The 24,216-nt window shown below is 68.7% G+C and carries 29 protein-coding genes; 28 read left to right on the forward strand and 1 reads right to left on the reverse strand.

Annotation, left to right across the window (positions count from 1 at the left end; translation table 11 throughout):
* The 8 genes from HB724_RS04145 to HB724_RS04180 all read left to right on the forward strand — a co-directional run.
* On the forward strand, positions 1-196 hold a 196-nt coding region (locus tag HB724_RS04145; protein ID WP_213979651.1), incomplete at its 5' end, for a hypothetical protein.
* Between the two features lie 11 nt (positions 197-207).
* A complete protein-coding gene (locus HB724_RS04150) occupies positions 208-717 on the forward strand; it encodes a flagella basal body P-ring formation protein FlgA (protein WP_213979652.1) in 510 nt (169 codons plus the stop codon).
* Between the two features lie 73 nt (positions 718-790).
* Entirely contained in the window at positions 791-1,084 is a 294-nt protein-coding gene (flgM, locus tag HB724_RS04155) for a flagellar biosynthesis anti-sigma factor FlgM (protein ID WP_213979653.1), read from the forward strand.
* Positions 1,071-1,382, forward strand: coding sequence for a flagellar protein FlgN (locus HB724_RS04160; RefSeq protein ID WP_213979654.1), 312 nt, complete (start codon positions 1,071-1,073; stop codon positions 1,380-1,382). Before flgM ends, HB724_RS04160 begins: the two co-directional genes overlap by 14 nt.
* Positions 1,383-1,543: 161 nt before the next feature.
* Entirely contained in the window at positions 1,544-2,383 is an 840-nt protein-coding gene (locus HB724_RS04165; protein WP_213979655.1) for a lytic transglycosylase domain-containing protein, read from the forward strand.
* Between the two features lie 45 nt (positions 2,384-2,428).
* Entirely contained in the window at positions 2,429-4,468 is a 2,040-nt protein-coding gene (flhA, locus tag HB724_RS04170) for a flagellar biosynthesis protein FlhA (protein ID WP_213979767.1), read from the forward strand.
* On the forward strand, positions 4,465-5,226 hold the full coding sequence (gene fliA / locus HB724_RS04175; RefSeq protein WP_256731310.1) for an RNA polymerase sigma factor FliA: 762 nt from the start codon (positions 4,465-4,467) through the stop codon (positions 5,224-5,226). The genes flhA and fliA overlap by 4 nt, the downstream gene beginning before the upstream one ends.
* Before the next feature lie 93 nt (positions 5,227-5,319).
* Complete coding sequence (locus HB724_RS04180) at positions 5,320-6,666, forward strand: M28 family peptidase (RefSeq protein WP_213979656.1); 1,347 nt, start codon at positions 5,320-5,322, stop codon at positions 6,664-6,666.
* A gap of 115 nt (positions 6,667-6,781) precedes the next feature.
* On the opposite strand, the gene HB724_RS04185 is transcribed toward HB724_RS04180, so the two are convergent.
* The gene (locus tag HB724_RS04185; protein WP_213979657.1) at positions 6,782-7,720 is read right to left on the reverse strand and encodes a flagellin; all 939 of its coding nucleotides are present in this window, start codon (positions 7,718-7,720) and stop codon (positions 6,782-6,784) included.
* A 230-nt stretch (positions 7,721-7,950) separates the two neighbouring features.
* Here HB724_RS04185 and HB724_RS04190 point away from each other — a divergent pair, with 230 nt between their 5' ends.
* The 20 genes from HB724_RS04190 (at position 7,951) to HB724_RS04285 (ending at position 24,215) form a co-directional block, all read left to right on the forward strand.
* A complete protein-coding gene (locus HB724_RS04190; protein WP_213979658.1) occupies positions 7,951-9,195 on the forward strand; it encodes a sigma 54-interacting transcriptional regulator in 1,245 nt (414 codons plus the stop codon).
* The gene (gene fliE, locus HB724_RS04195; RefSeq protein WP_256731311.1) at positions 9,192-9,542 is read left to right on the forward strand and encodes a flagellar hook-basal body complex protein FliE; all 351 of its coding nucleotides are present in this window, start codon (positions 9,192-9,194) and stop codon (positions 9,540-9,542) included. Before HB724_RS04190 ends, fliE begins: the two co-directional genes overlap by 4 nt.
* 1 nt (position 9,543) lies before the next feature.
* Complete coding sequence (fliF, locus tag HB724_RS04200; protein WP_213979659.1) at positions 9,544-11,220, forward strand: flagellar basal-body MS-ring/collar protein FliF; 1,677 nt, start codon at positions 9,544-9,546, stop codon at positions 11,218-11,220.
* Entirely contained in the window at positions 11,217-12,227 is a 1,011-nt protein-coding gene (gene fliG / locus HB724_RS04205; protein WP_213979660.1) for a flagellar motor switch protein FliG, read from the forward strand. Before fliF ends, fliG begins: the two co-directional genes overlap by 4 nt.
* The gene (locus tag HB724_RS04210) at positions 12,220-12,945 is read left to right on the forward strand and encodes a FliH/SctL family protein (RefSeq protein ID WP_213979661.1); all 726 of its coding nucleotides are present in this window, start codon (positions 12,220-12,222) and stop codon (positions 12,943-12,945) included. The genes fliG and HB724_RS04210 overlap by 8 nt, the downstream gene beginning before the upstream one ends.
* Positions 12,939-14,267 carry a FliI/YscN family ATPase gene (locus HB724_RS04215; protein WP_213979662.1) on the forward strand — a complete coding sequence of 443 codons (1,329 nt, stop codon included), beginning with the start codon at positions 12,939-12,941 and terminating at the stop codon, positions 14,265-14,267. Before HB724_RS04210 ends, HB724_RS04215 begins: the two co-directional genes overlap by 7 nt.
* On the forward strand, positions 14,260-14,688 hold the full coding sequence (locus tag HB724_RS04220; protein WP_213979663.1) for a hypothetical protein: 429 nt from the start codon (positions 14,260-14,262) through the stop codon (positions 14,686-14,688). Before HB724_RS04215 ends, HB724_RS04220 begins: the two co-directional genes overlap by 8 nt.
* Positions 14,689-14,784: 96 nt before the next feature.
* Positions 14,785-15,870 carry a flagellar hook-length control protein FliK gene (locus HB724_RS20680; RefSeq protein WP_213979664.1) on the forward strand — a complete coding sequence of 362 codons (1,086 nt, stop codon included), beginning with the start codon at positions 14,785-14,787 and terminating at the stop codon, positions 15,868-15,870.
* 14 nt (positions 15,871-15,884) lie between these two features.
* On the forward strand, positions 15,885-16,508 hold the full coding sequence (locus HB724_RS04230) for a flagellar basal body-associated FliL family protein (protein ID WP_213979665.1): 624 nt from the start codon (positions 15,885-15,887) through the stop codon (positions 16,506-16,508).
* A 6-nt stretch (positions 16,509-16,514) separates the two neighbouring features.
* Positions 16,515-17,459, forward strand: coding sequence for a FliM/FliN family flagellar motor switch protein (locus tag HB724_RS04235; protein WP_213979666.1), 945 nt, complete (start codon positions 16,515-16,517; stop codon positions 17,457-17,459).
* The gene (gene fliN, locus HB724_RS04240; protein ID WP_213979667.1) at positions 17,456-17,755 is read left to right on the forward strand and encodes a flagellar motor switch protein FliN; all 300 of its coding nucleotides are present in this window, start codon (positions 17,456-17,458) and stop codon (positions 17,753-17,755) included. Before HB724_RS04235 ends, fliN begins: the two co-directional genes overlap by 4 nt.
* Positions 17,752-18,003: a flagellar biosynthetic protein FliO gene (locus HB724_RS04245; RefSeq protein WP_187730240.1), complete on the forward strand. Its 252-nt coding sequence runs from the start codon at positions 17,752-17,754 to the stop codon at positions 18,001-18,003. The genes fliN and HB724_RS04245 overlap by 4 nt, the downstream gene beginning before the upstream one ends.
* Positions 18,003-18,791, forward strand: a complete 789-nt coding sequence (gene fliP / locus HB724_RS04250; RefSeq protein WP_213979668.1) for a flagellar type III secretion system pore protein FliP — start codon at positions 18,003-18,005, stop codon at positions 18,789-18,791. Before HB724_RS04245 ends, fliP begins: the two co-directional genes overlap by 1 nt.
* Positions 18,792-18,793: 2 nt before the next feature.
* Positions 18,794-19,063 (forward strand): flagellar biosynthesis protein FliQ, encoded by a 270-nt coding sequence (fliQ, locus tag HB724_RS04255; RefSeq protein ID WP_213979669.1) that lies wholly within the window; start codon positions 18,794-18,796, stop codon positions 19,061-19,063.
* 118 nt (positions 19,064-19,181) lie between these two features.
* A complete protein-coding gene (gene fliR / locus HB724_RS04260; RefSeq protein WP_213979670.1) occupies positions 19,182-19,952 on the forward strand; it encodes a flagellar biosynthetic protein FliR in 771 nt (256 codons plus the stop codon).
* On the forward strand, positions 19,952-21,088 hold the full coding sequence (locus HB724_RS04265) for a flagellar type III secretion system protein FlhB (protein ID WP_213979671.1): 1,137 nt from the start codon (positions 19,952-19,954) through the stop codon (positions 21,086-21,088). Before fliR ends, HB724_RS04265 begins: the two co-directional genes overlap by 1 nt.
* Before the next feature lie 42 nt (positions 21,089-21,130).
* Positions 21,131-22,573 carry a flagellar filament capping protein FliD gene (gene fliD / locus HB724_RS04270; protein WP_213979672.1) on the forward strand — a complete coding sequence of 481 codons (1,443 nt, stop codon included), beginning with the start codon at positions 21,131-21,133 and terminating at the stop codon, positions 22,571-22,573.
* A complete protein-coding gene (locus HB724_RS04275) occupies positions 22,573-22,971 on the forward strand; it encodes a flagellar protein FliS (protein ID WP_213979673.1) in 399 nt (132 codons plus the stop codon). The genes fliD and HB724_RS04275 overlap by 1 nt, the downstream gene beginning before the upstream one ends.
* 38 nt (positions 22,972-23,009) lie before the next feature.
* Positions 23,010-23,546 (forward strand): NAD(P)H-dependent oxidoreductase, encoded by a 537-nt coding sequence (locus HB724_RS04280; protein WP_213979674.1) that lies wholly within the window; start codon positions 23,010-23,012, stop codon positions 23,544-23,546.
* A 108-nt stretch (positions 23,547-23,654) separates the two neighbouring features.
* A complete protein-coding gene (locus HB724_RS04285; protein WP_256731312.1) occupies positions 23,655-24,215 on the forward strand; it encodes a response regulator in 561 nt (186 codons plus the stop codon).
* The last annotated feature ends 1 nt before the right edge of the window (position 24,216 follow it).

The following is a 24,216-nucleotide window of genomic DNA, read 5'->3' on the forward strand; positions in this document are numbered from 1 at the left end:
GATCCGCGAAGTCTTCGCGGGTGACGGTGGCGATCCGCCAGCCGCGCGGCTGGTGCGGGCGGGCGCGGTGTCGCCGGATCGCATCACGCTTTCCACTGGGCGCGGCCAGCGCCGCACCGTCCTCACCCTCGGCTATGACGGAGGGCGGCAGCTTCCTGCCGCCCGGCAACCGGCCATTGCCGCCCCATCCCGATAAGGAAGCTCGCCATGATCCTGTTCGCCGCGATCCTCGCTGCCGCGCCTGCCGCGGAGCAGTTCCAGTCGACCGTCGTGCTCGACGCGATCGTCGCGCAGTTCACCGGCAAGCCGGTGGGCGAGCTGGGCGGCGCGCGCGCGCCGGTCGACAGCCGGCTGAAGCTCGCCCAATGCGCCGCGCCGCAGCTTGAATGGCGCAGCGAGGCGAAGGACGCGGTGCTGGTGCGCTGCATGGCGCCGGGCTGGCGCGTCTATGTGCCGGTCAATGCGGCGCCGCAGTCCAGGCCGGTCGCCGAAGCGCGGGCGGCGCCGGTGGTCAAGGCCGAGCCGGTGATCCGGCGCGGCGATCCGATCACGGTCGAGGCCGGGGCACCCGGCTTTTCGATCACGCGCGAGGGCGTGGCGATGGGCGATGCCGCGCCGGGCGCGCGGCTGCTCGTCAAGGTCGATGAGAAAAGGCAGCCGATCCAGGCGGTTGCGGTCGAGCAGGGGCTCGCCCGCCTGCCCGGCACGGGGGACTGAATTTTTTCCGCTAAAGCTTCCCGGCGCCCTGTCGTTTCCTGCACTGTCGGCACAGGTTCAAGGATCGCAGGCAATGACAGACCCTATCGGCATCAAGACAGGCACGGTCGTCGATCGCCGCCCGGTGTCGGTCGGCGCTGCGCCCAGCGTCGAGCCGGTCAAGACGGTGGCGAGCGAGCCCCAGGCGGTCGAATCCGCGGCGGCGGAGCTCTCGCAGACCATGGCGGCCCAGCCGCCGGTCGATTCGGAGCGCGTGGCGCGTATCCGCAAGGCGGTGCAGGAAGGCCGGTTCCCGATCTATCCCTCCACCATCGCCGATCGGCTGCTGGCGCTGAAGCTCGAATGGAATCCCAATGAGCAGGCGTGAGGCGCTGATCGACGTGATCGAGGCGCTCCATGCCGAGATCGCCGCGCTCAAGGCGAGCGACGTTTCCGCGCTCGAGGCGGCGACGCGCGCCAAGCTGGCGGGCATCGATACGGTGTCGCTCTATGACGGCGAGGCGCCTTCGGCCGAGGTCAAGGAACTGGCCGCCGAGGCGAACCGGCTCAACGAGACCTGCCGCATCTATGTGAACCTGATGGCGGCAAATGTCCGCCGCCGCCTGCAACTTCTTTCCGGCAATATGGCACCCGCCTATCGCCCCGGAGGCTATGCCTTCGCCTGAGTTTCCCGCAAGGGAACGGGGGGTGGAGGGGATTACGGCTAGCGAAATGCCTGCCGAGCGCCCCTCCATCTTTTCCCCTGAGAGCCCCGGTGCGCTTCTCCGCCTGACTGGCACGGTCCTTGCTGATTTGCTCGCACCCAGGGCAATCGGATCAGGGATCCATGAGCATAACATCGGTCGAATACAGGGCCAGCGTCCAGACGGCGATCGCCGCGGCGAGCCGCAAGACCGGCATCGACTTCGACTACCTGCTCGGCCAGGCGCAGGTGGAGAGCGGCATGCGCGCCGATGCGCGCGCCGGCACCTCCTCGGCGAGCGGCCTCTATCAGTTCATCGACCAGAGCTGGCTCGGCGTGGTCAAGCAGCACGGCGCCGAGCACGGCCTGGGCTGGGCCGCCGACAGCATCTCGCGGACCTCCAGCGGGCGGTATGTCGTCAGCGATGCGGGGACGCGCCAGGCGATCCTCAACCTGCGCAGCGATCCGCAGACCGCCGCGCTGATGGCCGCCGAGCACGCCGCCGACAACAAGGCCGCGCTGGAGGGCTCGCTCGACCGGCCTGCGACCGGCACCGACCTTTATATGGCGCATTTCCTGGGGCTGGGCGGCGCACGCTCGTTCCTGGGGGCGATGCAGGACAATCCCGATCGGATCGGCGCGAGCATGTTTCCTGCCGCCGCCCGCGCCAATCGCGGCATCTTCTATGCCTCGAACGGCCAGCCGCGCTCGCTGGGCCAGATCTATGAGCGGCTGTCGGGCAAGCTCGATCGCGGCGCCGCCTCGGCGGGGGCGACCGGGCTCGCCTCGGACGGGCTCGGCGATTCCGGCGACGGCAATGAAGTGATCCTGGGCAACGGCGCAGTCGGCGGTGACCGCCACTGGGTCCAGAACACGCTGGCCCAGCTCAACGCGGGCAGCCAGCGCGATGCGGTCAATCCGCTCCGGCCGACGCCGGAGACCGCCCGGCTCGCCTATCTCATGCTCGCGAATCTGGGAGCGTAAAGCCAAGTGAACGGTCTGACGCTTCCCGGGGGCTTCGCTCCCGCCATGAAGAGCTTCGCGCTGCCCGGCGCCATCCTGCTGCTGGTCGCGCTGATGGTGGTGCCGATCCCGGCCTTCCTGCTCGACGCCTTCTTCATCATGAACATCATGATAAGCCTCGCCGTGCTGATGGTGGCGCTCAACGCGCAGAAGCCGCTGGATTTCTCCGCCTTTCCCACCGTGCTGCTGTTCGCGACGCTGTTCCGGCTCGGCCTCAACGTCGCCTCGACGCGCGTGGTGCTGGTGCATGGGCATGAGGGCGAGGCGGCGGCCGGCCATGTGATCGAGGCGTTCGGCACCTTCCTGATCGGCGGCGACTATGTCGTCGGCCTGTTCGTCTTCGCGATCCTCATCATCATCAACATGATCGTCGTGACCAAGGGCGCGGGCCGCGTCTCCGAAGTCAGCGCGCGCTTCACGCTGGACGCCTTGCCCGGCAAGCAGATGGCGATCGATGCGGACCTGAACGCGGGGCTCATCACGCCGGACGATGCCCGCGCGCGCCGCATCGAGGTCTCGACCGAAGCCGATTTCTACGGCGCGATGGACGGTTCCTCGAAGTTCGTGAAGGGCGACGCGATCGCCGGCCTGCTGATCCTGGCGATCAACATCATCGGCGGGCTCATCCTGGGCGTCGTCAGCCACAAGATGGCGGTGGGCGAGGCGGCGCAGACCTATGTGCTGCTCGCGATCGGCGACGCGCTGGTGGCGCAGCTCCCCTCGCTGATGCTGTCGATCGCCGCCGCGGCGATCGTCACCCGCGTCGCCTCCACCTATGATCTCGCCGGCCAGATCGGCAGCCAGTTCGGCAGCCACAAGACCTGGATGCCGGTCGCGGTGATCCTGGGCCTGCTCGGCGTGATGCCCGGCATGCCGCATCTGGTGATCCTGCCCGCCGCCGCCGGCGCCGGCTTCGCCGCGTGGAAGCTGCGGAAGATCGCCAACCGGCCGCCGCCGCCCGCGCCCCTGGCCGAGCCCGTCGACCTGTCGAAGATCGGCTGGGACGAAGTGACCGACAATATGCAGGTGATGCTCGACATCGGATACGGGCTCGTCCCGCTGGTCGACGAGCGCCGCGGCGGACCGCTGATGGCCCGCATCACCGGGGTCCGCCGCCAGCTCTCCAAGGATCTCGGCTTCGTCGTGCCGCAGGTGCGGGTGCGCGACGACATCAACCTGGCGCCCTTCACTTATCGCATCGTGCTGGGCGGCGTCGTGGTGGGCGAGGACAATGTCTCGCCCGACGAGATGCTGGCGCTCGATACCGGCCAGGCCTCGGGGCGGCTCAATGGCAAGCCGGTGAAGGATCCGACCTTCGGACTCGACGCGGTGTGGATCCATTCGAGCGACGCCGATGCCGCCACCGGCATGGGCTATCTGGTGGTCGATCCGGGCACCGTGGTCGCGACGCATCTCAACCAGGCGCTGATCCAGAACGCCGCCGATCTGCTCGGCCCCGATGAGGTCCAGTCGCTGCTGGATGGCCTCAAGGAGCGCGCCGCCGCATTGGTCGCCGCGCTCTCGCCGCAGCCGGTGCCGCTCACCACGCTGACCACGGTGCTGCGCGGGCTGCTGGCCGAGAATATTCCGCTCAAGGAGTTCCGCCGCATCGCCGCCGCGATCGCCACCGCCGCGCAGAAGACGCTCGATGCCGAGGAAATCCTGGAATTGATCCGGCCGGACCTCGGTCCGCTCATCATCCAGCGGCTGTGCGGCGTGCGCGAGCCGCTCCGGGTGATGACGCTGGAGGGGCAGCTCGAGGCGCTGCTCGGCCAGGCCGTCCGCTCCGATCCGTCGCGCCGCCACACGATCGAGCCCGATCTCGGCCGCCGCATCGCCGAGGCGCTGCAGCGCGCCGCCGGGCCGCTGGTGGCGGAGGCCAAGCCCTTCGCGCTGGTCGTCCAGCCGGCGATCCGCGTCGCGATCCGCAAGCTCATCAAGTCGGTGCTGCCCGATACGCCGGTGATGAGCTTCTTCGAAGTGCCCGAGGACAAGGCCGTCGAGGTCGTTGCCGTAATCGGTGCGCCGGAGGCGCTGCCCGCATGAACGCTTACACCCGGAAAGACAGGTTCGACATGGCTTCGCTGGCTCAGACCCCGCTTACCTATGCCCGTGCGCCCCGGCGCGATGCCGAGGCGACGGTGCGCAAGCATTTGCCGCTGGTGCGCCGCCTCGCCTGGCACATCCATGGATCGATGAGCACGATCGTCGAGGTCGAGGATCTGATCCAGATCGGCATGGTCGCGCTGATCGAGGCCGTCGGGGCCTTCGAGGATCGCGGCGCGGTGACCTTCGAGCAATATCTGGTGACGCGGGTGCGCGGCGCGATGATCGACGAATTGCGCCGCCAGGCGACGCTCACCCGCGGCGCGATGCGGCGGCGGCGGGCCTATGGCGACGCGGTGGCCGCGCTCACCGGCGAGCTGGGGCATCCCCCCTCCGATGTCGAAGTGGCGGAACGGCTGGGGGTGACGGTCGAGAAGCTGCGCACCGAATATGCGACGGCGGAGGCGGTGCGCTTCGATTCGATCGACGAGATGTATTCGGACGAATCGCCCTGGTTCATGTCCGACGATCCCGATGCGTTCGAGCAGCTTGCCGAGAGCGACCAGCGCGCGGCGCTGATCGAGGCGATCACCGAGCTTCCCGAGCGCGAGGCGCAGGTGATCCAGCTCTATTATGTCGAGGAATTGAACCTGGAGGAGATCGGCCAGGTGCTCGGCGTAGGCGCGGCGCGCGTCTGCCAGATCAAGGCGGCGGCGCATGCGCGGCTGAAAAAGGCGCTGCACCAGCGGCTGGGATAGTCGCACTGGATACTATTTGGTGTGCTACCCCCGTTGCACACCGTCGACGATTGCCGCATCACCCTTGTCGTCACGGGCGAGGGGTTCCAATCGATGTCGAAGCATTTCCTGCTGGCTGCCGTAGCGGCGGCGAGCCTGTTTTCCTCGGGCGCGCAGGCGCAGGACTGGACGGTGCGGCCCGAATGGGTGCGCGCGCATGAGTCCTTCCTTGCCAGCGAAGCGCTCCAGGGGCGCGGCAGCGCGACGCGCGACGAGGCGATCGCCGCCGCCTATGTCGCTGCGCAGTTCGAGAGCTTCGGGCTGAAGTTCGCGCCGGGGATGCAGGGCTATCTCCAGAAGGCCGAGATCTTCCGCTTCCGGCTCGACAGCCCCGCGGTGCTCACCGTCGACGGCAAGGCGGTTGCCGATCCCAAGCTGCTGATCGGGCGCACCGACACGGTCACCGGCAAGCTCCAGGTCTATACCGGCAAGCCCGAGGGCGTGCCCGTGGGCGACGTGGTGCTGGTCAGCGGGGCTGCGCCGGCGATGCAATATTACCGCGCGGCCAGCGCGAAGAAGGTCAAGCTGGTCCTCGTCCGCGACAGCGAGGAGATGCAGGGCACCTACAAGGGCGTCGGCGGCAAGCCGCGCATGCCGGCCTATCTGAGCGGCAGCGAAGTGCCGGAGCGGACGGCGGTGATGATCCTGCCCGCCGCCGCGTTCGACGCGCTGGCGAAGAAGCCGGGTGCCGAGGTCTCGATGACCTTGCCCGGTCTCGCCAGGGAAGTGAGCACGACCACCAATGCGATCGGCTATCTGCCGGGCAGCGATCCCAAGGCCGGGGTGCTGCTGCTGAGCGCGCATCTCGATCATCTGGGCGTGCGGCCCGACGGCGTGACCATGCCCGGCGCCAATGACGACGCATCGGGCACCACCGCCGTGCTGGAGCTTGCCCGGGCGCTGGCGGCGGGCAAGCCGACGAAGCGGGGCATCCTGTTCGTCGCCTATGGCAGCGAGGAGATCGGCGGCTACGGCTCCAAATATTTCGGCGCGCATCCGCCGGTGCCGCTCACCGACATCGTCGCGAACATAGAAGTCGAGATGATCGGCGCGCAGGATCCCAAGCTCCCCGCCGGATCGATGATGATGACCGGTTTCGAGCGCTCGACGCTGGGCGAGACGCTGAAGGCGCATGGCGCGCTGGTTTCGCCCGATCCCTATCCGGACCAGAACTTCTTCCAGCGATCGGACAATTATTCGCTCGCGGTGAAGGGCGTGGTCGCCCACACGCTTTCGGGCTGGGCGGTGACGCCGACCTATCACACTGCGAACGACACGCTGGAGAGCCTGGACATCGCCTTCATGACGCGCGCGATCCAGTCGCTGGTCGAGCCCGTCCGCTCGCTGGCCGACAGCGACGCCAAGCCCGAATGGAAGCCCGGTGGCAAGCCTGCCGAATGAAGGAAAACCCCGGTGGTCATCGGACCACCGGGGTTCCCCGTGCGTCCCCCCGCAAGCGGGAGGTTGACCGGCCGCGATGCCATGTCAGGGGGGTGACACCCCGACCGGCACGCGCTTAGCGGAGCAGCTGGAGAACCGTCTGCTGGCTCTGGTTCGCCTGGGCGAGCATCGCCGTCGACGCCTGCGACAGGATCTGGGCCTTGGCGAGCGCTGCGGTTTCCGTCGAATAATCGGCGTCCTCGATCCGGCTGCGGGCGTCGCTCAGGTTCGAGACGTTCGACTGCAGGTTGTTCACCACCGATTCGAGCTGGCTCTGGCCGGCGCCCAGGCTGGCGCGGGCGGTGTTCACCGTCTTCAGCGCGGCGTCGATCGTGTCGAGCGCCGACGAGGCGTCGGCGGCATTGGAGATGTCGATACCGGTGCCGGCGGGAACGGCGGGCGTGCCCGGAGTGGCCGCAACGTCGTCGGCGTTGCCGGCGATGCCGTCGGGACCGTCATTGCCGGGGGTGCCGGGAACGGCCGGGGTGCCGGCGCCGCCGGTGACGGCGGAGAGATCCAGCTCACCGAAGCTCAACGTCACCGTGTCAGCCGAGGTCGAACCGACCTGGATGGTGACGTCGCCATCGGTGCCCGCGGTGCCGTCGAACAGCTTCACGCCGTTGAACGTCGAATTGGTGAGGATGCTGCTGATCTGCGAGGTCAGCTTGCCGACTTCGGTCTGCAGGTTGGTGCGATCGTCATCGGAATAGGTGCCCGAGGCCGACTGCACCGAAAGCTCGCGGATGCGCTGCAGCATGTTGGTCACTTCGTCCAGCGCGCCTTCGGCGGTCTGCGCCATCGAGATGCCGTCATTGGCGTTGCGGATGCCCTGGCTCATGCCGCGGATCGATGCGGTCATGGTCGATGCGATCGCCAGGCCGGCGGCGTCGTCCTTCGCGCTGTTGATGCGCTTGCCGGTCGAAAGGCGCTCCATGGCGGTGCTCAGGGCCGAATTGGCGCTCGCCGAGGCATTGGCGGCGCGCAGCGAGGCGGTGTTGGTCGCGATAACAGTCATGTCAGTTACTCCATGCTCACGGCTTCCCCGTCTACCCCCCTGAACGGGAGCTCGGAGCCGACGAGCCAAGGAACGGCCGCGCGCAGCCGGGCTTAAGCGAAAATTTGGGCCCGGATCCGGCCCTACGCGCGCGCGTAGGACGCGCTCGGACCAAGGTTGCGGGCGGGCCACGGTATTTTACCGGAGGTTAACCATCTTTCGCGCATCAAGGGCCTCGAAGGGGGATTTTCATGCGATCGATCGTTCCGTCGGCGGCCGTACTCCGGCAAAGATATGCCCTGGTGTCGGCGCTGCGCGCCCAGGGTTTCGCGATCGGTTCGTGCGAGGACGGCAAGCCCGCGGCTTCCGGCCTTTACCTGGTCGCAGAGGGGGAGATCCCGCCGGCGCCGGCCCGCACGCTGATCCTGGGCGAGGGCGCGCGCTGCGCCGTCCCGTTCCGCGACGGCAATCCCGCCCGGCTTTCGCACGGGCCCGAGGATGCGGCGATCGGCAGCGGCTTCGTCGGCGCGATGCTGCGCGGACCCGGCGAGCCGGTCGCGGCCGATCCTGAGAGCCTGGCGCTGCTGGCGCTGGCCGAGCGGGTCGCGGCGTCCGACATCACCGTGCTCATCAACGGCCCCACCGGCACCGGCAAGGAAGTACTGGCCAAGGCGATCCATATGGGTTCCTCGCGCCGCGACGGGCCGTTCGTGGCGATCAACTGCGCCGCCTTGCCCGAGACGATGCTGGAAGCGATGCTGTTCGGCCACCAGAAGGGTTCGTTCACCGGCGCCTCATCGGGCGGCCAGGGTTTCTTCCGCGCCGCGAACGGCGGCACTTTGCTGCTCGATGAGATCGCCGAGATGCCGATCGGGCTCCAGGCCAAGCTGCTGCGCGTGCTCCAGGAGCGCGAAGTGGTGCCGATCGGCGGGACGACGCCCGAGAAGGTGGACGTCCGCGTCATCGCCTGCGCCAATCGCGACTTGCAGGGCGAAGTGCTGGCCGGCCGCTTCCGCGCCGACCTTTACTACCGCCTCTCGGTCTTCCCGCTGACCACCAAGGCGCTGGCCGAGCGCCCGGGCGACATCCCCGCGCTGGCCGCGGCGATGGTGCTGCGCCATGCCGGTGCGCGGGCGACCTTGCCCTGGATTAGCGCCGATGCGCTAGAGGTGCTGCGCGACCATGACTGGCCGGGCAATGTCCGCGAGCTTGAGAACGTCATCCAGCGCGCGCTGCTGATGGCGCCGGGCGACGCGATCGAGGCCGAGCATCTGATCTTCGATCGCCGGCCGGAGCCGCGCGCCGAAACCGGCGGATCGCTCAGCAACATCGTCCAGATCCACGAATTCCAGGCGATCCGCGAGACGCTGGCGGCCTGCAACGGCAGCCGGATCGAGACTGCGAAGCGGCTCGGCATCTCCGAGCGGACGCTGCGCTATCGTCTCGCCAAGGCGCGCGAACAGGGTGACGATATCGCCCGGGCGGTGTCGGCATGAGCGGCGTCGCCGCGCCGATGAGCGTCGATCGCGTGATGGCGCTCCGCTCGCAGATCCTAGAGCGCAACGCCGCGCTCGCCCGCGCCAACCAGGCGCCGGGCGCAGCTCCCGCCGTCGAGGCCAAGCCCGCCAGCTTCGCCTCGACGATGGAGGACGCCTTCAAGCAGGTGAACGCCGACCAGAGCCAGGCCGGCGCGCTTTCCGAGGCGTATGAGCGCGGCGAGACGGTCGACATCGCCAAGGTGATGCTGGCCCGCCAACAGGCCTCGGTCGGCTTCGAGGCGACCCTGCAGGTCCGCAACAAGATCCTCTCCGCCTATCGCGACATCATGAGCATGCCGGTCTGACATGAGCAACGCACTCACCCCCACCGACGCGGCCCGCATGCCCGCGACCTTCAACCCGCTGAAGCAGGTTGGCGACATCCTCGCCCAGCCCGCGGTGAAACGGAGCCTGCCCTTCCTGTTCCTGGTCGGGCTGGTCGCGGCGGGCTGGCTCGCCTGGTCGATGGTCGCGACGTCGCCGCAGCGGATCCTGTTCGCCAACGTGACCGATTCGGACAAGGCGGCGATCACCAGCGCGCTCCAGGGCGCCAATATCGCGGCGAGTATCGACGATTCGGGCTCGATCACCGTCGCCGAGGATCAGTATCACAAGGCACGGATGCTGCTCGCCAGCCAGAACCTGCCCAAGGCGGCGCCCGGCGGCTATGCGATCCTCGACCAGCTTCCGATGGGCGTCAGCCGCGCGGTGGAGGGCGAACGCCTCCGCCAGGCGCGCGAGACCGAGTTGGCGCGATCGATCGAGGAAATCGATTCGGTGGCCGAGGCGCGCGTGCATCTCGCCACGCCGGAGGCCAGCGTGTTCGTCCGCGACCATGCCGAGCCCTCGGCATCGGTGATCCTCAAGCTCCAGGGCGGCCGTGCGCTGAGTGAGGCGCAGGTCCGCTCGATCGTCAATCTCGTCGCATCGTCGGTGCCGGGGATGCAGCCCGATGCGGTGACGATCGTCGACCAGATGGGTGCCTTGCTCTCCAAGGCGGGCGCGGGTGCCGGCGGCAACAGCCTGGGCGACACGCGGATCGATTTCCAGCGGCGCATCGAGGACAAATACCGCACCCAGCTCATCCAGCTCCTGACGCCGCTGATCGGCGCGGGCAATTTCACCGCCGAGGTCCAGGCCGATGTCGACCTGGACGAAAACCAGGCGACGCGCGAAAGCTATGACAAGCAGGGGGGCGTGATCCGCGCCGAGCAGGGCGCCTGGACCGGCACCTCGAAGGACGGCAATCCGCAGCCCGGCGGTATCCCCGGCGCGCTTTCCAACACGCCGCCGCCCGCCAGCACCCTGGTCGCGCCCAATGCGCAGGGCCAGGCCGCCAACACCACGCCACCCGCCGGCGCTACTCCTCCGGGCACGCCGCCGGTCACGCAGAAGCAGAGCGACAGCTTCGCCCGCACCTTCGAGACCGGCAAGGAGATCTCGGTCACCCGCGCCGTGCCGGGCAACGTCAAGCGGCTCTCGGTCGCGGTGCTGCTGCGCGAGGAGCCGGGCAAGCCGCGCGGCACGGTGGAGATCGCCCAGATCAACGAGCTGGTGAAGGCCGCGGTCGGCTTCAATGCCGGGCGGCAGGACCAGGTGACCGTCATCAGCCGCAAATTCAGCGCGCCCGCCGAGGCGGCCGCTGGTGGCCCGGCCTGGTACGATGCCGGCTGGGTGCCGCTGGTCGCGCGCAACGCAACGGCTTTGGTGATCGTGCTGCTGGTGCTGTTCCTCGGCGTTCGTCCGCTCGCCAAGGCGCTGCTCAAGAAGCGCGAGGACGTCGCACATCGCCCGGCGCTGGCGATCGGCGCACCCGACGACGGCGCGGCTCCGGTCGCGCAGCCGCCGGTCAGCATCGACATGCTCCAGCAGGGCGGCAACGGCTATGACGATCGCGTCGGGCTGGTGCGCGGCTTCACCCGCGATAATCCGGCGCGCGCCGCGCTGGCGGTGCGCGACATGATCCGGGCGGACGCGCAATGAACGCGCTGCGCAGCTTCAACGGCGTCGAGCGCGCCGCCGTGCTGATGATGCTGGTCGGCGAGGAGGAGGCCGCGGCCATCCTCCAGAAGCTCGATCCCGACGAAGTGCGCGATCTGGGCAAGGCGATGTTCAGCGTCGCCGATGTGAGCGAGGCCGAGGTCGAGCAGGTGCTCGACGACTTCACCTACAAGGCGCGCGGGCGATCGGGCATCCAGTTCGATCCCGCGCCCCAGATCGAGGGCATGATGAACCGTGCGCTCGGCGCCGAGCGTGCGGAGAGCGTGCTTGCGCGGATCATGCCGGCTCAGGCTGCGGGCGGGCTGGAGATGCTGCAATGGTTCGAGCCGGACGAGATCGCCGGCATGATCGAGGCGGAGCATCCGCAGATCGCGGCGGTGCTGCTGGCGCAGCTCGATCCCGATGTCGCCGCCAAGGTGTTCGAATTCCTGCCCGAGGCGGTGCAGCCGCAGATCCTGCGCCGCGTCGCGCGGCTGGGTCCGGTGCCGCCCGAGGCGATCGAGACGCTGCGGGCGATGATCGCCAATCGTTCGGGGATGCGCAGGAAATCCGCCGGCCTCCAGATGGGCGGCACGCGCGAGGCTGCCCGTATCCTGCAGGGCGCGCGGAAAGTCACCGAGCTGCGCGTGATGCCCCGGCTCGCCAAGATCGACAAGGAAGTCGCCAAGGCGATCGAGGAGGCGATGTTCGTCTTCGACAATCTGCTGGAGCTGGACGACAAGAACCTCTCGACCCTGATCCGCAGCATCGACGGCGAAGTGCTGGTCAAGGCGCTGAAGGGCGTCGAGGAGGAGGTGCGCAACCGCTTCCTCGGCTGCATGTCGAGCCGCGCCGCCGACGGCATTCGCGACGAGATGGAGGCGCGCGGGCCGATGAAACTCGCCGAGGTGCTCGACGCGCAGAAGGCGATGATCGCGACCGCGCGGGCGCTGGTGAAGGACGGCACGATCATGATGCCGGGCAATGGCGGCGAGGACGATTATGTCTGAATTCGCCCCGGGCTTTGCAGCGCGCCACTGTGCCGCCGAGCAGGTTCTTCAGCGTGCCTTTTCCGATCCGGTGGGGTTCTCGGCGTCGAGGATCGAGGCGATCGGGCGCCGTGCGGTGCCCGAGCCGATGGCCGCGCCGCGTCATTTCTCGCCGGCCGATCCTTCGGCCAATCCGACCGAGGGCTGGGATCCGTTCGAGGCGGCGACCCCGCCGGCGCACGGTGCCTTTGCCGATCCGATCGCCGCTGCGCATGCTGCGGGCTTCGCGGAGGGGAGCACTGCCGCGCTTGCCGAAGCGGAAGCGGCGCGGAAGCGGGAGGCGGCGCTGCTGGAGCAGGTCTCGGCCGCGCTGGCGGCGGGCGCGCATTTCGATCGCGAGCGCATGGCCGGCCATCTGCGCCAGACCGTGCTGCACCTCGTCGCCAAGATGGTCGGCGAGATCGGCGTGGTGCCCGATATCCTCACCCAGCGGATCGCCGCTGCGACCGATCTGCTGGCCGACAAGGCCGAATCGGCGCTGCTCCGGCTCCACCCCGACGATGTCGCATTGGTCGAGGGCAGGCTGCCGGCGAGCATATTCCCGGTTGGCGATCCGCATCTCGCGCGCGGCGCCTTCGTGATCGAGAGCGCCTCGACCATCGTCGAGGACGGCCCCGATCTGTGGCTGGAGCAGCTCGCCCAGGCGATCGATCGCGTGCCGATTCCGCCTGCATGCTGAACCGCTTCACCGCCGATTATCTCGACAGCCTGGGCTGCCGCGATTTTGCGCCTGCGCCCAAGGTTTCGGGCCGGCTCTCCTCCTATGACGGGCTGCTGATGGAGGCCGTGGGGCTGTCGCTTCCGGTCGGCACGGTCTGCGCGATCGGCACCGGCGCGAGCCGCATCGAGGCCGAGGTGATCGGCTTTCGCGGCGGCAGGACGCTGCTGATGAACCTGGGCGGCCCCGCCGCCTTGCTCCCCAATGCGCCGGTGCGGCCGATCGGACCTCCGGGCGAGGCCGAGGTCGGCGCCGCATTGCTTGGCCGCGTGGTCGATGGCGCGGGCCGGCCGATCGACGGGCTCGGGCCGATCCGGGGCGCGGGGAAATGGCCGCTCGCCGGCAAGCTCCAGTCGCCGCTCGATCGCGGGCGGGTGCTCCAGCCGATGGACGTCGGCGTGCGCGCGATCAACGGGCTTCTGACGATCGGTCAGGGCCAGCGCGTCGGGATCATGGCGGGCTCGGGCGTCGGCAAATCGGTATTGCTCGGGATGATGGTCCGCGCGGCGCAGGCGGACGTGGTGGTGATCGGGCTGATCGGCGAGCGCAGCCGCGAGGTCGCCGATTTCCTGGAGACCAAGGTGGCGGGCGAGGCGCGCGCGCGTTCGGTCGTGGTCGCGGTGCCGGCCAATCATTCGCCGGTGCTGCGCATCCGCGGCGCGCTGCGCGCCACCGCCATCGCCGAAGCCTTTCGCGACGAGGGCAGGAAGGTGCTGCTCATCATGGACAGCCTGACGCGCGTCGCCCATGCGGGCCGCGAGATCGGGCTGGCGCTGGGCGAGCCGGCTTCGGCGCGCGGTTATCCCCCTTCGGCCATCGCGATGCTGCCGAGCCTGATCGAGCGCGCGGGCACCTGCGTATCCTCGGGCGGGTCGATCACGGCAATCTACACGGTGCTGGCCGATGGCGACGACGGCAACGATCCCGTCGTGGACAGCGCGCGCTCGATCCTCGACGGGCACATCGTGCTGAGCCGGGCGCTGGCCGAGCGCGGCGTCTATCCCGCGATCGACCTGGGGCCTTCGGTGAGCCGGGTGATGACCGACATCGCTTCGAAGGAGCATATCCGGGCGGCGCGCGTGCTGCGGCGCCATCTCGCGACTTATGAGGAGAATCGCGATCTCGTGCTGATGGGTGCCTATCGCCCCGGCGCCGATCCCGAGATCGACGCGGCGATCGCCTGCCATCCGGCGGTGATGGAATATATCCGCCAGGGCGCCGATGACGTGGTGACGCTGCCCGATGCGATCGCCGAGCTGATCGGCGTTTTCGGCGATGCCTAGGAGCGCGAAGAAGCTGGAGCGGCTGTTGCGCGTCCGCACGCTCCAGCTCGGGCAGGTGCAGGGTGAGGAGGCGCGGGCGCGGGCGCGGGTCGATCAGGAAGAGGCATTGCGCGAGCGCATCGCCGGCCTGGCCGCCAATGTCGCGCCCAGCGTCGCGCCGGCACCCGCTTTCGCCACCAGCCTGATCGCCGCGGCGCATTATCGCGAGCGGCTCCAGCAATCGGCCTATGCCGCCGAGCAGCGCGTCGCCGTTGCCGAGCAGGGCCTTGACGCCGCCCGCGCGGCGACGCGCGATGCACGCCGCGACCAGAGCGCGATCGAGAAGCTGATCGCCCGCGAACAGGCCGATGCGGCGCTCAAGGCGCTGCGCGAGCTCGAGCAGCTTCCGCCTTCGGGAAGAAACCGGCACGATCTTTGCTGAAGTCCTTGGTGAATATGTTTCACCGGGGATTTCGTCTTGATCCAGATCTCGCCTGCCATAGCAACGCCAGCCCCAGCAGCACCGCGTGCGGCGCCCGTGGCCGGCGTCAGCAGCTTCGCGGTCGCGCTCGCCACGGTTCTTGTGCCCGGCGCGCCTGCGGAGGCGGGCGAGACATTGCTGCCGGGGGGGCAGGCGATTGCCGCGGGCGGCAAGAAATTGCCGGAACTCGATCTCGACGAAAAGCCGGGCGACGGCGACGCGGACAAGGATAGCGATCCGGACCCGGCCTTTGCGTGGTTCGCCGCGCCCATTGCGGCCGAGCCCGTCCGCACCGGCTTCGCGCCTGCCGCGAAACCGGCGCCGCGTCCGGTAACACCGGGTGAAGCCGCGCCAATGGAGGCGCAGCCTGTCGTCGAGGGCGCCAAGCCGCAAAAGGGCGGACCCGTGCCCGATGCCGTTCCGGCTGATGACGGTGCAGTCCTCGCCACCGGCAAGGCCGTGCCTGCCGTCACTATTGCCCCATCGGTCGAGGCGGCGCCCAAGCCGGTGTTCCAGGCCAAGGCCGATGCTGCGCAGCCGGCCGTGCCGCCACAACCCGTCGCCGCGCCTGCCGTCGAAGTCCCGGCGCTGTCGAACCATCCGGTTGCGACGCCGGCGGTGACGTTCTCGCTCGACGTGCCGCTCGCGCCGCGCCGTCCCGTGGGTGAAGCGGTGGACGCGATCTTCACCCCCGCCGCGCCGGATGCGCCTTCCGCGCCCGCCATTGCCGCGCCGGCCGGCATGCAGCAGGCCGCGCTCGATACGCGCCGCCACGAATGGATGGGATCGATGATCGACCGGATCGAGACGATGCGCGACGCATCGGCCACCGGCGATACCCGCATCCGCTTGGCGCCCGACGCGCTCGGCCAGGTCGATATCTCGATCCGGCACGAGGGCGACCGCATCCATGTCCATTTCGCGACCGAGACCCAGGCCGCGCGCCAGTTGCTCAGCGACGCCCAGCCGCGCCTGAGCGAACTCGCCGAAGCCCGCGGCGTGAAGCTCGGCCAGACGAGCGTCGACGGCGGCACCGCCGGCTCGGGCCAGCAGCAGAACGCCGCGACGCGCCAGCCCGCGCCGCCGCGCCCTGCCGGCGCTGCGGCTGAGGCCGCGGCCGATACCGATCAACGCATCGCCTGACCCAGGAGACCCCAATGGCTGACAAGACCGAAGACGCGGCCGCCGCGCCGAAGAAGAAAAAGAAGGGCAAGCTGCTGTTGCTGGTCGGCCTGCCCGTGCTGCTGCTTGGTGGCGGGGGCGGCGCGGCCGCCTACGGCGTCAAGGCCGGCTGGTTCGACGCCGCCGGCGGCCATGGCGACGCCGAGGATGGTCCGCGCCTGGTGCCCAAGAGCGAGGAGAAGCGTGCCTCGCTGAAGGGCGGCGAAGGCGGCGGGCACGGCGAGGAAGGCGCCGCCGAGATCCACGGCAAGGAAACGCCGACGGGCGAGGGTGGCGACAGATACGCCTCCAATTACTATCCGCTGGAGAAGGAGTTCACCTCCAACCTTCAGGACAGCGTCCATTTCATCCAGGTCGGCATCGCCGTCTCGACGCCCTATGACGCGCGCGTCCTGGAGAACATCAAGACGCATGAGATCGCGATCCGATCGTCGATCCTGATGTCGCTCGGCGAGACGACCGAGGACGAGGTGTTCACCGCCGAGGGCAAGAAGCACATCCAGGACCGGCTGGTGAAGGCGATCAACGCCGTCCTGAAGGAAAAGGAAGGATTCGGCGGGGTCAGTAACGTCTACTTTACCAATTTCATCGTTCAGTGAACGAACATGGTTAACGCTCCTTCAGACATTGCCGCCGAACGGCGCGAGCGGCCCCGGGCCGGCGCGGAGCATGCGCCGGCGCTGGGGACGGTCAACCTCAATCCGTTCGGCGAGCTGGTCACGCTGCAGCATCTGTCGGCGCGGCTGGCGAAGTCGCTCAGGGGCGTTTTCGAAGGGGTGCTCCGCCAGGAGCTGCGCTGCTGGGCCGAGCCGCTCGTCGTCCAGCGTTTCGCCGACTACAAGGCCGAGCGCGGTGATGCGCTGTCCGCCTGGCAGCCGCTGGCGATGGGCAGCGCGCGTGCGCGCGCGCAGGTCGTGATCGACGCCCGGCTGCTGCTCCAGATGCTCGATGCGTTCTTCGGCGGCGACGGCGAGGCGCCCAATCCGCTGCCGGCCGAATTTACCCCCGCCGCCGAAGCGCTGCTGGCGCGGCTGGGCACCATGCTCGCGGTGCCGATGGAATCCGCCTGGGAGCCGCTGACCCGCGTCGCCTTCCGGGCCGAGGCATCGGCCAACATCGCCGCCGCGCCCGATCTTGCGGCCGACGATCCCGTGGTGGTGACGCGGTTCGGCCTCGCCGCCGGCGAGGGCAAGCCGCAGCATGTCGACATTCTCTATCCCGTCGCGGCGCTGAAGCCGCACAGCAATTCGCTGGTCGCCAAGGTCCATGGCGACGCCCTCGACGTGGAGCCCGAATGGCGCTCCGGCCTCACCCGCGCGGTGATGGGCGTGAAGCTGCCGGTGCGCTCGGTGCTCGCCGAGCCGGTGGTGCCGCTGGGCCTGCTGCTCGATCTCAAGGCCGGCGATGTGATCCCGATCGATTTCGGCCCCGAGGTTCCGGTGATGGTGGCCGAGCGCCGCCTCGGCACCGGCCTGGTCGGCACTGCCAACGGCCGCGCGGCCGTGCGCCTCACCCAACTCGAACCGCTTACCGAAGAGGATTTCCGATGAACGAGATGAGCGGCGGATTCCCCGTCGATACGTCCGTGACGGCCAATTTCCGGCTGCTACAGGACGTCGGCGTCAAGCTGACCGTCGAGATCGGCTCGACGCAATTGTCGCTGCGCGAGCTGCTCGCGCTGGGCGAGACCAGCGTGATCGAGCTGGATCGCGAGGCCAATGAGCTGCTCGACGTGTTCGTCAACGGCACGCTGATCGGCCGGGGCGAAGTCGTCACCGTGGGCGAGAAGTTCGGCGTGCGGATGACCGAGCTGGTCTCGCCGGAGAAGCGGGCCGCCCGGGCATGATGTGGGCCTATATCCTGAAGCTGGTCATCCTGCTGCCGCTCGTCTGCGGGCTGCTGATCGGCTGCCTCTATGCCTGGCGCAAGCTGGAGGCGCGGCTGCCCAAGAACCAGGGCGAGAAGCTGGTGCAGGTGAAGGAGACGATGATGCTCGCCCCCGGCCTGCGCCTCGCGGTGGTCGATTTCGAAGGGCGCCGGCTGCTTGTGTCGGTCAGCCGTACCGGCGTGACCCTGGTGGACAAGGCCGGCTGATGCGCATCAAGTCCGCGACGCTGTTCGTCGCCCTCCTCGCCTTGCTGGTCCTGTTCGTGGCGCCCGCCTACGCGCAAGGAGTGCCCGCCCCGGCGGCGACACCCGGCGTCGGCGATGCGGTCGATCGCGCGCTGGGCGACCTGGGCGGCGGCAACGCGCCGCTCAGCCTGTCGCTCCAGGTGCTCATCATCATGGGTCTGCTCTCGGTCCTGCCGGGCATATTGCTGATGATGACCAGCTTCACCCGGATCGTGATCGTGCTGGCGCTGCTCCGCCAGGCGCTGGGCCTCCAGCAGACGCCGCCTAACCAGGTGCTGATCGGGCTCGCGCTGTTCCTCAGCTTCTTCGTGATGGCGCCGACGATCGCCACGATGAACACCAATGCGATCCAGCCCTATGCCGCCGGCAAGATCGGGGCGACCGAGATGATCGCCGGATCGGGCCAGGCGCTGCACGGCTTCATGATAAAGCAGACCCGCAACCGCGACGTGAAGATGTTCGCCGACATGGCCAAGAGCGGCCCCTATGCGAACCCCGCCGACGTGCCCTTCTCGGTGTTGCTCCCCGCCTTCGTCACCAGCGAGCTCAAGACCGCATTCCAGATCGGCTTCCTGATCTTCCTGCCCTTCATCGTCATCGATCTGGTGGTCGCGACGGTGCTGATGTCGCTCGGTATGATGATGATGTCGCCGACGATCATATCCTTGCCCTTCAAGCTGCTGCTCTTCGTCCTGGTCGACGGATGGGCGCTGACGATGGGCTCGCTTGCCCAGAGCTTCGCGAGTTAGCCATGGACGCCGATTATTTCCTCACCGTCGCGCGCGAGGCGATGTGGGTGCTGGCGCTCGCCGCCGCGCCGATCCTGATCCCCGCGCTGCTTTCGGGCCTGATCCTGGGCATGATCCAGGCGGCGACCTCGATCCAGGAGCAGACGCTCACCTTCGTTCCCAAGCTGGTCGTGGTGGCGGTGAGCCTGGTGATCTTCGGCGGCATGATCCTGGGCCTGCTCGGCGATTTCACGACGAGCATTTTTGAGCGCATTCCGGATCTGGTGCGATGAGGGATCGGGGATATCTTCTCCCTTCCCGCTTGCGGGAGGGGTCGGGGGAGGGCCTGTTTCCCGCCTTGTCGCACACGCCCTCCCCTAACCCCTCCCGCAAGCGGGAGGGGAATCCGGGATGATGGGCTTCGGGCTCTCGATCGAGCCGCAGCTCTGGGCGCTGCTGTTCGCGATGGTGCGGATCGGCGCGGCGTTCGTCGCGGCGCCGGTGTTCAGCGCGGTCTCGGTGCCGCTGCCCGTGCGGATCGCGCTGTCGGGGGCGATCGGCGTGCTGGTGGTCAACACCGCGCATATCGTCGCGCCGCCCGAGATATTCTCGATCAACACCTTCCTCGCGGTCGCGGCCGAAGCGCTGATCGGGCTCGCGCTCGGTTTCGTGCTCCAGATCGCCTTTTCCGCGCCGATGATCGCCAGCGAAGTGATCGGCATGGGCATGGGGCTGGGCTTCGCCAACGCCGTCGATCCCAATAGCGGTCATGCGACCCCGGCGCTCGGCCAGTTCCTGTCGCTGCTGCTGACCCTGTTGTTCCTTGCGGTCGACGGGCATCTGGTGCTCGTCGATCTGGTGGTGCGCAGCTACGAAGTGATGCCGCCCGGCGCCTGGATCGCGCCGCAGCGGCTGCTGAACATCGCGATGTTCGGCGGTTATGCCTTCCTCGCCGGGCTGCTGCTCGCGCTGCCGGTCGGCTTCCTGCTGCTGTGCCTCAACGTCGTGGTCGGCATGCTCAGCCGTGCCGCGCCGGCGCTCAACCTGTTCGCGATCGGCATCCCAGCCAGCCTGGCGATGGGCATCGTCGCCATCCTGCTCGCACTGCCGGCGATGGGCGATTACATGCTCGTCATCATCCGCGAGGCGCTCGCCGCCGCGCCGGCGCTGGTGCTCGGCTGATGGCGGAGACTTCGGGCGAAAAGAGCGAGGCCCCGACAGCCAAGCGCAAGCGCAAGGCGGTAGAGGAAGGCCAGCTCCTCAAGTCGAAGGATTTCGGCGCGGCGATCATCATCCTGGCGGGCTGCGCCTGGATGCTCTTCATGGGGCCGTCTCTGCTGCGCGCCTGCCGCGAGGTGATGACCGCGAGCTTCTCGTTCAGCCATGCCGATGTCGAGGATTTCGAGCCCTGGCGGCCGCTCGCCTCGGCGGGGTGGAAGCTGCTGCCGTCGCTCGCCGGGCTGTTCGCCTTCACGATGATCGCGACGATCGCCGGCCAGGCCGGGCTCGGCTCGCTCGGCTGGAACAACAAGCTGTTCGCGCCCAAGGCATCGCGGATCGATCCGGGCGCCGGGCTCAAGCGCATCTTCGGCCCCACCGGCTGGATCGAGCTCGGCAAGTCGCTGCTCAAGGTCGTGCTGCTCGGGGTAATGGGCGGCTGGATGCTGTGGTCGATCACGGGCAAGTCGATCGGGCTCGCCTCGGCGGACCTGAACGGCGCGGTGGGGGCGCTCGGCGGGCAATTCCTGACGCTGATGTTCGTGATGGCGGCGGGGCTGCTGCTGATCGCTGGCGTCGACCTGCCGATCCAGATCTTCCGCCATTTGAACCAGCTCCGCATGACCAAGCAGGAGGTGAAGGAGGAGCACAAGGAAAGCGAAGGCTCGCCCGAGCTGAAGGGCGCCCAGCGCCAGCGCCAGCGCGAGATATTGAAGGGCGGCTTCCGCAAGTCGGTCGCGACCGCCCATGTCGTGCTCACCAATCCGACCCATTTCGCCGTGGCGCTGCGCTATGACCAGGGGCAGGACCAGGTGCCGGTGGTGGTCGCCAGGGGACGCGGCCAGACCGCGCTGGCGATCCGCGAGCTGGCGGGCGAGTTCGCGGTGCCGATCCTCGAATATCCGAGCCTCGCCCGCGCCGTCTATTACACCAGCCGCGAGGGGCAGGAGGTGCGCGACGACCTGTATCTCGCGATCGCGACCGTCCTCGCCTTCGTGTTCGGGGTCAATGCGCGGGCCACCGGCATCCAGCCCTTGGTCAACGTGCCCGCGAGCGCGCTTTTCGACGAAAACGGCAACAAAATCGGCGCTGCCACCTAAAGCCGCCGCGCGCGCGGCCGCTTATCGGGACAGGGGGATTCCATGACGACGACCACGCCGACCACGTCCACACCGTCGATCACGACCACGCTCGGCGCGGGTTCGGGGATCGATATCAAGGCGCTGGTCGATCAGCTCGTCACCGCCCAATATCAGAACAAGAACGACGCGCTGACGTCGAAGAACGATGCGCTCACCGCGCAGATCTCGGCGGCGTCGCAGATCAAGAGCGCGGTCACGGCGTTCGACAGCGCGTTGAAGGCGCTCATCAAGGACGGATCGCTCCAGACCCAGCCGAACAGCAGCAACACCGGCGTCGTCAAGGCGAGCGCGATCATCGGCAAGACGATCGGCCAGCTTTCGGGCACGGTGGAGGTGCGGCAGCTCGCCCAGGCCCAGGTCGCCAGCGCGGCGGCGGTGGCCGACAAGAGCGCGGCGATCGGCACCGGCAAATTGACCCTGACCTTCGGCACCACCACCGTTGCAGACGGCGCGATGACGGGCTTCACCGCCGGCAGCGGCACGCCGATCGAGATCGACGTGACCTCGGCCAATTCGAGCCTCCAGGGCATCGCCGATGCGATCAACGCGAAGAAGGCGGGCGTCACGGCTTCGATCCTGACCGATGCCGACGGCTCGCGGCTGGTGCTGAAGGGCGCGACCGGGGCCGCCCAGGCCTTCACCCTCACCGTCACCGAGGACGTCGAGGCTCCCGGCCTGTCGGCGCTCGACATCGGCGTCGGCGCCGCCGGCACGACGATCGGCACGGCTGCGCAGGACGCGATCGTCGCGGTCGACGGCGTCGCGGTGAAGCGCACCGGCAATTCGATCGACGATCTGATCCCCGGCGTGAAGCTCGATCTCGTCTCGGCCGCGCCGGGCACCAAGATCTTGCTCGGCACGGTGGCGCCCACCGATTCGCTCAGGCAGGCCGTCGGTGATTTCGTCGATGCCTATAATCAGCTCTATTCGATGCTGAAGACCGCCACCGATCCGGTGAACGGCCCGCTCAAGGGCGATACTGCCGCCAAGGCGCTGATGCGATCGATGAGCCAGCTCACCGCGCGGGACATGAACACCGCCGCCCCGGCGGGCGAGCCGCGCACGCTCGCCGCGCTGGGCGTGCAGACCAATCGCGATGGATCGCTGACGCTCGATTCGGCCACGCTCACCAAGACGCTGGCCGGGCATCCCGCCGCGGTGGAGGCGATGTTCGCGGACGGCGCAGGCGTGTCGGCGGCGCTGGCGCAGATCGCGAGCGACGCGTCGAGCACCACCTTCGGTCTGGGCGCGAGCGAAGACCGCTATGAAAAGGCGCAGGCCCAGGTCGCCGAGGACCAGCAGGACGCGATCACCGCCGCCGAGGACACGCGCACGCGCATGACCCGCCAGTTCGCGTCGATGGACGCCATCGTCGCCAGCTACAAATCGACCCAGACCTTCCTCCAGCAGCAGATCGACAGCTGGAACGCGAGCAGCAACTGATGGCCCGTTACGCGACGGCATTGGCCGCCGATCCTGCCTCCACCTATCGCCAGATCGACATCGCCGGGCGCACCGCCGACGCCGATCCGCACCGGCTGGTGTCGCTGCTCTATGAGGAAGGCGTGGGGGCGCTGCGCGCCGCCGCCTGGGCGGCCGAGAAGGGCAAGCCGACGGTCAAGAGCGAGCGCGTCGCGCGGGCGACGGCGGTGATGTTCGCGCTGGAAGCGGGGCTGGATTTCGCCAAGGGCGGCGAAGTCTCGAAGGCGCTCGCGGCTTTCTATCACGGGCTGCGCAATCAGGTGGTGCAGGCGAGCCTGGGCAACGACCCCAAGCCGTTCCGCGATGCGGCGGCCAGCCTGGAGGAAATCGCCGGCGCCTGGTCGAGCGTCCGCGCCTGATCTGGCGGCGGGCGGCGCTTTCGGCTAGCGCTTCTCCCATGCGCACACCCCATATCGTCGCCCTGGGCGGAACGCTCCGGGCCGAATCGACCACCGGCAGGCTGCTCGCCGCCGCTCTCTCCATGGCCGAGGCGCGCGGCGCCCGCACCACGTTGCTGACCGGCGAAGCCATCGCCTTCCCGCATTACGAGCCCGGCAATGCCGAGGGGAATCCCGCGATCGCCCGCTATCTGGAGGCGCTGCGCAGCGCCGATGCGGTGATCGTCGGCTCGCCCGGCTATCACGGCACGCTTTCGGGGCTGGTCAAGACCGCGCTGGACTATGTCGAGCTGCTGCGCGGCGACGAGCGGGTCTATTTCGACGGGCTCCCGGTCGGTCTGATCGCGACCGCGGCGGGATGGCAGGCGGCGGTTTCCACGCTCCAGGCGCTGCGCACGATCACCCACGCGCTGCGCGGCTGGCCGACCCCGATGGGTCTCGCGATCAATACCGCCGAGCCCGGCGACGCCGTCACGGCTTGCGATGCGGCGATGAAGGTCATGATCGACCAGATCTTCGATTTCCTCGGCGACTAACAAGCGGTTTCCGCCGCCTTTACCCTTTGCTCAGGGCTTGGGCCTTATGCCTGTCTCCAGGGCGCGAGGGACAAGAGGGCAATGGAGCAAAGTGCAGGTCGGGAGAGGATGGCCACGCGCCGCCGGCCCGTGCCCGTGATCCTGGCGGTCGACGATTGCCGTTCCAGCCTGAACGCACTTGCGCATCGCCTGGGCCATCTCGGCCATCTCGTGGTGCTCAGCGATCGCGGCGCCGAGGCGCTTGACCTGATCGCGGCGCGCGGCTTCGATCTGGTGCTGCTCGATACGCGCCTGCCCGACATGTCCGGCATGGAGGTGCTGGGCGAGATCCGCGGATCTCGCCATACGGCCGATCTGCCCGTCATCATGCTCGCCGATGGCGAGGACGGCAGCGGCACGGCGGCACTGGCCGCAGGGGCGGACGATTATTGCGTCAAGCCGTTCGATTTCGAGATCATCTTCGCCCGTGTCGAGCGCACGCTTGCCCGTGCCGCGCGGCTGGAGGAGCTCAAGCGCTCCAACCTCGCGCTGGATGCGCGCATCGCCGCGCGGGCGATCGAGCTGGGCGAGGTCCGCGGCGAGCTTGCCGCGACGCGTGCCGATCGCAGCCGGCTCGCCGCGTCGATCCAGGCGCTGCATGTGCAGATCGGCCAAAGCCAGGCCGCCTGAT

Source organism: Sphingomonas sp. dw_22 (genome assembly GCF_018449795.1).
Classification (GTDB): domain Bacteria; phylum Pseudomonadota; class Alphaproteobacteria; order Sphingomonadales; family Sphingomonadaceae; genus Sphingomonas.

Excerpts from the sequence above, each read along its gene's own strand:
- flgM (WP_213979653.1), top strand. The coding sequence starts at position 791 with ATGACAGACCCTATCGGCATCAAGACAGGCACGGTCGTCGATCGCCGC.
- HB724_RS04265 (WP_213979671.1), top strand. The coding sequence starts at position 19,952 with ATGGCGGAGACTTCGGGCGAAAAGAGCGAGGCCCCGACAGCCAAGCGC.
- HB724_RS04220 (WP_213979663.1), top strand. The coding sequence starts at position 14,260 with ATGCCTAGGAGCGCGAAGAAGCTGGAGCGGCTGTTGCGCGTCCGCACG.
- fliR (WP_213979670.1), top strand. The coding sequence starts at position 19,182 with ATGATGGGCTTCGGGCTCTCGATCGAGCCGCAGCTCTGGGCGCTGCTG.
- HB724_RS04190 (WP_213979658.1), top strand. The coding sequence starts at position 7,951 with ATGCGATCGATCGTTCCGTCGGCGGCCGTACTCCGGCAAAGATATGCC.
- fliQ (WP_213979669.1), top strand. The coding sequence starts at position 18,794 with ATGGACGCCGATTATTTCCTCACCGTCGCGCGCGAGGCGATGTGGGTG.
- fliF (WP_213979659.1), top strand. The coding sequence starts at position 9,544 with ATGAGCAACGCACTCACCCCCACCGACGCGGCCCGCATGCCCGCGACC.
- HB724_RS04230 (WP_213979665.1), top strand. The coding sequence starts at position 15,885 with ATGGCTGACAAGACCGAAGACGCGGCCGCCGCGCCGAAGAAGAAAAAG.
- HB724_RS04215 (WP_213979662.1), top strand. The coding sequence starts at position 12,939 with ATGCTGAACCGCTTCACCGCCGATTATCTCGACAGCCTGGGCTGCCGC.
- fliG (WP_213979660.1), top strand. The coding sequence starts at position 11,217 with ATGAACGCGCTGCGCAGCTTCAACGGCGTCGAGCGCGCCGCCGTGCTG.
- HB724_RS04285 (WP_256731312.1), top strand. The coding sequence starts at position 23,655 with ATGGCCACGCGCCGCCGGCCCGTGCCCGTGATCCTGGCGGTCGACGAT.
- HB724_RS04275 (WP_213979673.1), top strand. The coding sequence starts at position 22,573 with ATGGCCCGTTACGCGACGGCATTGGCCGCCGATCCTGCCTCCACCTAT.
- fliP (WP_213979668.1), top strand. The coding sequence starts at position 18,003 with ATGCGCATCAAGTCCGCGACGCTGTTCGTCGCCCTCCTCGCCTTGCTG.
- flhA (WP_213979767.1), top strand. The coding sequence starts at position 2,429 with ATGAAGAGCTTCGCGCTGCCCGGCGCCATCCTGCTGCTGGTCGCGCTG.
- HB724_RS04245 (WP_187730240.1), top strand. The coding sequence starts at position 17,752 with ATGATGTGGGCCTATATCCTGAAGCTGGTCATCCTGCTGCCGCTCGTC.
- fliA (WP_256731310.1), top strand. The coding sequence starts at position 4,465 with ATGAACGCTTACACCCGGAAAGACAGGTTCGACATGGCTTCGCTGGCT.
- HB724_RS04165 (WP_213979655.1), top strand. The coding sequence starts at position 1,544 with ATGAGCATAACATCGGTCGAATACAGGGCCAGCGTCCAGACGGCGATC.
- HB724_RS04150 (WP_213979652.1), top strand. The coding sequence starts at position 208 with ATGATCCTGTTCGCCGCGATCCTCGCTGCCGCGCCTGCCGCGGAGCAG.
- HB724_RS04210 (WP_213979661.1), top strand. The coding sequence starts at position 12,220 with ATGTCTGAATTCGCCCCGGGCTTTGCAGCGCGCCACTGTGCCGCCGAG.
- HB724_RS04160 (WP_213979654.1), top strand. The coding sequence starts at position 1,071 with ATGAGCAGGCGTGAGGCGCTGATCGACGTGATCGAGGCGCTCCATGCC.
- fliE (WP_256731311.1), top strand. The coding sequence starts at position 9,192 with ATGAGCGGCGTCGCCGCGCCGATGAGCGTCGATCGCGTGATGGCGCTC.
- HB724_RS04235 (WP_213979666.1), top strand. The coding sequence starts at position 16,515 with ATGGTTAACGCTCCTTCAGACATTGCCGCCGAACGGCGCGAGCGGCCC.
- fliN (WP_213979667.1), top strand. The coding sequence starts at position 17,456 with ATGAACGAGATGAGCGGCGGATTCCCCGTCGATACGTCCGTGACGGCC.
- fliD (WP_213979672.1), top strand. The coding sequence starts at position 21,131 with ATGACGACGACCACGCCGACCACGTCCACACCGTCGATCACGACCACG.
- HB724_RS04280 (WP_213979674.1), top strand. The coding sequence starts at position 23,010 with ATGCGCACACCCCATATCGTCGCCCTGGGCGGAACGCTCCGGGCCGAA.
- HB724_RS04180 (WP_213979656.1), top strand. The coding sequence starts at position 5,320 with ATGTCGAAGCATTTCCTGCTGGCTGCCGTAGCGGCGGCGAGCCTGTTT.
- HB724_RS04185 (WP_213979657.1), bottom strand. The coding sequence starts at position 7,720 with ATGACTGTTATCGCGACCAACACCGCCTCGCTGCGCGCCGCCAATGCC.